At 74.1% G+C, this 5764-nt stretch carries 5 protein-coding genes and 1 pseudogene; 5 read left to right on the forward strand and 1 reads right to left on the reverse strand.

Annotation, left to right across the window (positions count from 1 at the left end):
* Positions 1–1017: Ku protein (locus ABWK99_RS12835; protein WP_372595097.1), on the reverse strand; the 1017-nt coding region annotated here is incomplete at its 3' end.
* A 124-nt stretch (positions 1018–1141) separates the two neighbouring features.
* On the opposite strand from ABWK99_RS12835, the gene ABWK99_RS12840 reads away from it, so the two are divergent.
* From ABWK99_RS12840 to ABWK99_RS12860, 5 genes and pseudogenes are all read left to right on the forward strand, one after another.
* Positions 1142–2119 (forward strand): DNA ligase, encoded by a 978-nt coding sequence (locus ABWK99_RS12840; RefSeq protein ID WP_372595101.1) that lies wholly within the window; start codon positions 1142–1144, stop codon positions 2117–2119.
* On the forward strand, positions 2116–3003 hold the full coding sequence (gene ligD / locus ABWK99_RS12845) for a non-homologous end-joining DNA ligase (RefSeq protein WP_372595098.1): 888 nt from the start codon (positions 2116–2118) through the stop codon (positions 3001–3003). The genes ABWK99_RS12840 and ligD overlap by 4 nt, the downstream gene beginning before the upstream one ends.
* Before the next feature lie 133 nt (positions 3004–3136).
* Positions 3137–3907 (forward strand): (Fe-S)-binding protein, encoded by a 771-nt coding sequence (locus tag ABWK99_RS12850; RefSeq protein ID WP_372595099.1) that lies wholly within the window; start codon positions 3137–3139, stop codon positions 3905–3907.
* A 43-nt stretch (positions 3908–3950) separates the two neighbouring features.
* Positions 3951–5444: a LutB/LldF family L-lactate oxidation iron-sulfur protein gene (locus ABWK99_RS12855; protein ID WP_372595100.1), complete on the forward strand. Its 1494-nt coding sequence runs from the start codon at positions 3951–3953 to the stop codon at positions 5442–5444.
* Positions 5441–5764 (forward strand): annotated as a pseudogene (locus tag ABWK99_RS12860) (lactate utilization protein C); the annotation flags it as partial. The gene ABWK99_RS12855 and the pseudogene ABWK99_RS12860, both read left to right, overlap by 4 nt.

Below are 5764 nucleotides of genomic sequence, written 5' to 3' on the forward strand. Positions count from 1 at the left end.
AGAGGCCGTCGTCGCGCCGACCTTCCTCGCGGGGGTCGCCTTCGTACCGGTCGCCTTCGTCGCAGCGGCCTTGGACGCGGGGGCCGTCGACGCAGCGGCCTTGGACGCGGGGGCCTTCGCCGCTGGCGCCCCCGCCGCAGGCGCCTTCGCCCTCGGCCTGCGGGTGCCCGTCGCGGCGGCCGAAGCGCCCCGCGCCTCCCGCGGAGCCGGTTCCCGGGCCCCGTCCGTGGACTTGCCCGCGCGCGCCTTGTCGATGCTGCGCTGCAGTGCCGCGAGGAGGTCGATCACCTCTCCGCCCTCGCCCTGCTCCCCGAGATCGGCCACCGGGGTCTGTACGGTGGCACCGGCCGAGACCTTCCCCTCGATGAGGGCCTCGAGCGCACCGCGGTAGGCGTCGGTGAAGTCGGACGGGTCGAACTCCCCTGCGAGCGACTCGACGAGGGAGGCGGCCATCGCCTGCTCCTGAGGTCGCACGGTGACCTCCGCCTCCAGGACGGGGAAGTCGGCCTCGCGGATCTCGTCCGGCCACAGCAGGGTCTGCAGGCAGATCACGTCGCCGCGCACCCGCAGCACCGCCATCTGCTCGCGCTGCCGCAGCGCGACCTTGACCACGGCCATCCGCTCGGTCGCGCGCAGTGCCTCACGGAGCAGGGCATAGGGCTTGGCCGCGGTCGTCTCCGGCTCGAGGTAGTAGGTCTTCGCGAGCATGATCGGGTCGACCTGCTCGGCCGGCACGAACTCCTCGACGGAGATCTCCCGTTCCGTGGACAGGGGCAGCTCGGCGAGGTCCTGGTCGGTGAGCACGACCATCCGGCCGTCCGTCTCGTAGCCCTTGGCGATCTCGGCGGCCGGAACCTCCTCTCCGTCGACGCTGCACACCTTGCGGTAGTGGATCCGGCCGCCGTCCTTCTCGTGCACCTGGTGCAGCGTGACGCCTGTCTCACCGGTCGCCGCGTAGAGCTTGACCGGCACGTTGACCAGGCCGAAGGCCACGGCACCCTTCCAGATCGCGCGCATCACGTCCTCCTTGATCGGTGACGGCCCCGCTCGGTGTGCAAGGTCGGTCGCAGACCCGCCGGGCCGTGCCGTGGCGCGGATGCCGGTGGAGCACTCCTCTGTGCAGGATGAACCCGTGGAACCCATGCTCGCCACCCGAGCGGCCGATCCGGCCTCCCTGCCCCGCGGCCCGGAGTGGTCGTACGAGCTCAAGTGGGACGGTGTGCGCGCGATCGCCGACACCGACGGGGGTCGCCTGCGGCTCTCCGCCCGCAGCGGTCGGGACATCACGGTGGCCTACCCGGAGCTGGCCGGGCTGGGCGAGCTCCAAGGGGCAGTGATCGACGGGGAGATCGTGGTGATGGCCGGCGGCGTGCCCTCCTTCGAGGCGATCGCCGAACGGATGCACGTGCGCGACCCCTCTCGCGCCGCCCAGCTGGCCCGCCGCTCGCCGGTCACCTTCGTGGCCTTCGACGTGCTCCGCCTGTACGGGGTGGACATGACGGGGTGGCCCCTCGACAAGCGTCGCGCGGTGCTGGACCGGGTGGAGCTGCCCGACCGGGTGATCGCCTCGCCGATCTACCCCGACGTCGACGAGCTCTGGCAGGTCACCCTGGAGCACGGGTTGGAGGGAGTGGTCGCCAAGCGTCGGGGCTCGACCTACCAGCCGGGCAGGCGCAGCCAGGACTGGGTCAAGGCGGCGCACCGCAGCTCGCGGGTCGCCGCGGTGGTCGGATGGCGGGCCGAGGGGGCCGGCGCCCCGGGCCCCGGCGGCTCGATCGCGACGCGCGCGACGCCGAGCGCGACCGCGAGCAGCCAGGCTCTCGGCGCCGTCCTGCTCGCCGCACCGGACGCGGACGGTACCTGGCGCTACCTCGGCCGCGCCGGGAGCGGGCTGGCCGGTCGTCCGGGCGCAGCGGTCGCCCGGGCGCTGGCCGCCGTCGCACCCGGCCCTCGGCCCGACGGCATCCCGGACACCGATGCGCGGGGAACGGTCTGGTGCCGACCCGAGGTCGCGGTCGACGTCGCCTACCTGCACAGGACCCGCTCGGGCCGGCTGCGGCAACCGGTGGTGCGCGGACTGCGTGAGGACGTGCCGGTCGACCCGTGGGAGGAGCCGTGAGCCCCGGCACCTGGGTGGAGGTGGACGGCCGACGAGTCGCCCTGACCCATCTCGAGCGCGTCCTGTACCCGCAGACGGGCTTCACCAAGGCCGAGATGATCGACTACTACACGCGGGTCGCCCCGGCGCTTCTCGGCCAGCTCGCCGACCGCCCGGTCACCCGGATCCGCTTCCCGCAGGGTGTCGAGGGCGAGCGCTTCTTCGAGAAGAACCTGCCCAGGGGCGCGCCGGAGTGGGTGCGGCACCACGTGCTGCCGGCCAGCCCGGGCTCCGAGGACGAGGGCACGAGCCTCGACCTGCCGGTGATCGACGGGCTCGCCTCGCTCGTCTGGGCGGCGAACCAGGGGGCGATCGAGCTGCACACCCCCCAGTGGCGCGTCGGTCCGCGCGGCGGGCTGCGCCGCCCTGACCGGCTGGTCGTCGACCTCGATCCCGGCCCGGGAACCGGCCTCGACGAGTGCGCTGCGGTCGCCCGGCTCGTCGCCGAGCGCCTGCGGGCCGACGGACTGGCGCAGATCGTGCCGGTGACCAGCGGGAGCAAGGGCCTTCAGCTCTACGCGCCCCTGCCCAGCGGTCGCTCGGCGGCCGCCGTCCACGGCTACGCCCGTGAGCTCGCCCACACCCTCGCTGCCGAGCACCCGGGCCGGATCGTCTCGAACCAGAAGCGCTCGCTGCGCCCGGGCAAGGTGCTCGTGGACTGGTCGCAGAACCACCCGGCCAAGACGACCATCACGCCGTACTCGCTGCGCGGGCGCGACCTCCCGCAGGTCGCGGCGCCACGGCGCTGGGAGGAGATCGCCTCGGGGTTGACCCAGATCGGGCCGCAGGACGTGCTCGAGCGGCTCGCCCGCGACGGTGACCTGATGGCCGTGGCCACGTCCTAGGGGAGAAGACGGACGGCCGCCGGGAACCGGCCCCGGGCCGCCGCGCCGCGTTCGTCGGCGCCGGAGCCAGCGCCGACGGCAGGGTACGGTCGGCCCCACGGTGCGGCGAGGCACCCAGGACGGAGGCCAGGTCATGCGGATCGCGCTGATGGCGACCTGTCTGGCCGATGCCCTCGTGCCCTCCGTCGCGCGCGCGACCGTCACCGTCCTCGAACGGCTGGGCCACGAGGTCGTCTTCCCCGCGAAGCAGACGTGCTGCGGGCAGATGCACGTGAACACCGGCTTCCGACGGGAGGCGCTCGCCCTCGTCGAGCATCACGTCGAGGTGTTCGACGCTGCCCTGGAGACCTGCGACGCGGTCGTGGCGCCGTCCGGCTCCTGCGTCGGCTCGGTCCGGCACCAGCACGAGGCGCTCGCCGCGAGCGGGGGCCGGCAGCAGCTGTCCGCCCGGGCCCGCGCCGTCGCCGACCGCACCTACGAGCTCTCCGAGCTGCTGGTCGACGTGCTCGGGGTGACCGACGTGGGTGCGTACTACCCGCACACCGTCACCTACCACCCCACCTGCCACTCGCTGCGGATGCTCCGGGTCGGCGACCGTCCCCTCCGGCTGCTCCGCGCCGTCGAGGGGATCGAGCTCGTCGAGCTGCCGGCCGCCGAGCAGTGCTGCGGATTCGGCGGCACCTTCGCGCTGAAGAACTCCGCGACCTCCGCGGCGATGCTCGCCGACAAGGTCCGGCACATCGGCGAGTCAGGGGCGCAGCGGTGCACGGCCGGGGACGCCTCCTGCCTGCTGCACATCGACGGTGGCCTGCGCCGTGCCGGGCCCGACGGCGCCGGCGGGGGAGCGCGCACGATCCATCTCGCCGAGATCCTCGCCTCCACCCGGGCGACGGTGGCCCCGTGAGCGCCGCCATGGTGCGGTGCGGCCGGCTGCGGCGAGGTGGCCGATGAAGGTCGCCCTCGGGATGCCGGGCCGCCCGGCCCCGCCGCCCGCGCCGCCCGGCGTCGGGCACCTGCACGCGGCCGAGCCGTTCCCGGTCGCCGCCCGGCGCGAGCTGGCCGACACCACCCTGCGCAGCAACCTCGCCCACGCCACGTCGACGATCCGGGCCAAGCGCGCCGCCGTCGTCGCCGAGGTGCCCGACTGGGAGGAGCTGCGCGACGCCGCCTCGGCGATCAAGACGGACGCGATGGCTCGGCTGCCCGAGCTGCTGATCCAGCTCGAGGAGCAGGTCACCGCGCGCGGCGGCACGGTGCACTGGGCGCGTGACGCCGCCGAGGCCAACCGCATCGTCACCGAGCTCGTCCGGGCTGCCGGCGCGAGCGAGGTCGTCAAGGTCAAGTCGATGGCCACCCAGGAGATCGGCCTCAACGAGGCCTTGGAGGCCGCAGGGATCCAGGCGACCGAGACGGACCTGGCCGAGCTCATCGTCCAGCTCGCCGGGGACACCCCCAGCCACATCCTCGTCCCGGCGATCCACCGCAGCCGCGCCCAGATCCGCGAGATCTTCCTCGAGCACATGGCCGGGGTCGACCCGGAGATCACCGACGAGCCGAGGCTGCTCGCGATGGCCGCGCGGGCCTACCTGCGCGAACGCTTCCTGCGCGCCGAGGTCGCCGTCAGCGGGGCGAACTTCGCCATCGCCGAGACCGGCACGCTCGGCGTGGTCGAGTCGGAGGGCAACGGGCGGATGTGCCTGACCCTGCCCCGCACGCTCATCACGGTGATGGGCATCGAGAAGGTGCTGCCGAGCGCCAGGGACCTGGAGGTCGTCCTCCAGGTCCTTCCGCGCTCCTCGACCGGGGAGCGGATGAACCCCTACACCTCGCTGTGGACGGGCGTGACGCCGGGCGACGGGCCGCAGGACGTGCACCTGGTGCTGCTGGACAACGGGCGCACCGCGGCGCTCGCCGACGAGGTCGGCCGCTCGGCGTTGCACTGCATCCGCTGCTCGGCCTGCCTCAACGTCTGCCCGGTCTACGAGCGCACCGGCGGGCACGCCTACGGCTCGGTCTACCCCGGCCCGATCGGCGCGATCCTCACGCCGCTGCTCACCGGGACGAGCGAGCACGGGGACCCGAACGCCTCTCTTCCCTTCGCCTCCACGCTGTGTGGCGCCTGCTACGACGTCTGCCCCGTCAAGATCGACATCCCGTCGATCCTCGTCGAGCTGCGGGCCCGGCAGGTCGACGCCGAGCGCGGCGGGTTGCCCGGCGCCCTCGAGGCGGGGATGCGCATGATGGGGGCAGTGATGGGCTCGCCGCGGCTGTTCTCGGTGGCCGAGCAGGTGGCGGGGCTCGGGCGCTTCCTCGCGCGGGACGGCGCGATCCGACGGCTGCCCTGGCCCGGGTCGCTGTGGACCGACAGTCGCGACCTGCCCGCCCCGCCTTCCGAGTCGTTCCGGGCCTGGTGGGCGCGGGAGCGAGGGGAGGGCTCATGAGCAGGGCGCGAGCCGAGGTGCTCGGGCGGATCCGCGCCGCCCTCGGGGACACCCGGGACGACCCGCGGTCGACAGCGGTCGAGCGCCGGTACCTCGGAGCGGACGACCCGTGGGAGACGGCGATGCCACGCGCCGACCTGCTCGCGCTGCTCACCGATCGGGTCGAGGACTACCGCGCGACCCTCACCCCGGCCGGCCCCCACGAGGTCGCCGCCGTGGTCGCGAAGCTCCTGGCCGGTGTGGCCCGCGTCGTCGTGCCCGAGGGGCTCGACCGGGCGTGGTTGGCCGAGGCGCAGCGCTCGGGCGCCGAGCTGCTCGTC

This window comes from Actinotalea sp., assembly GCF_041597215.1.
Classification (GTDB): Bacteria; Actinomycetota; Actinomycetes; order Actinomycetales; family Cellulomonadaceae; genus Actinotalea.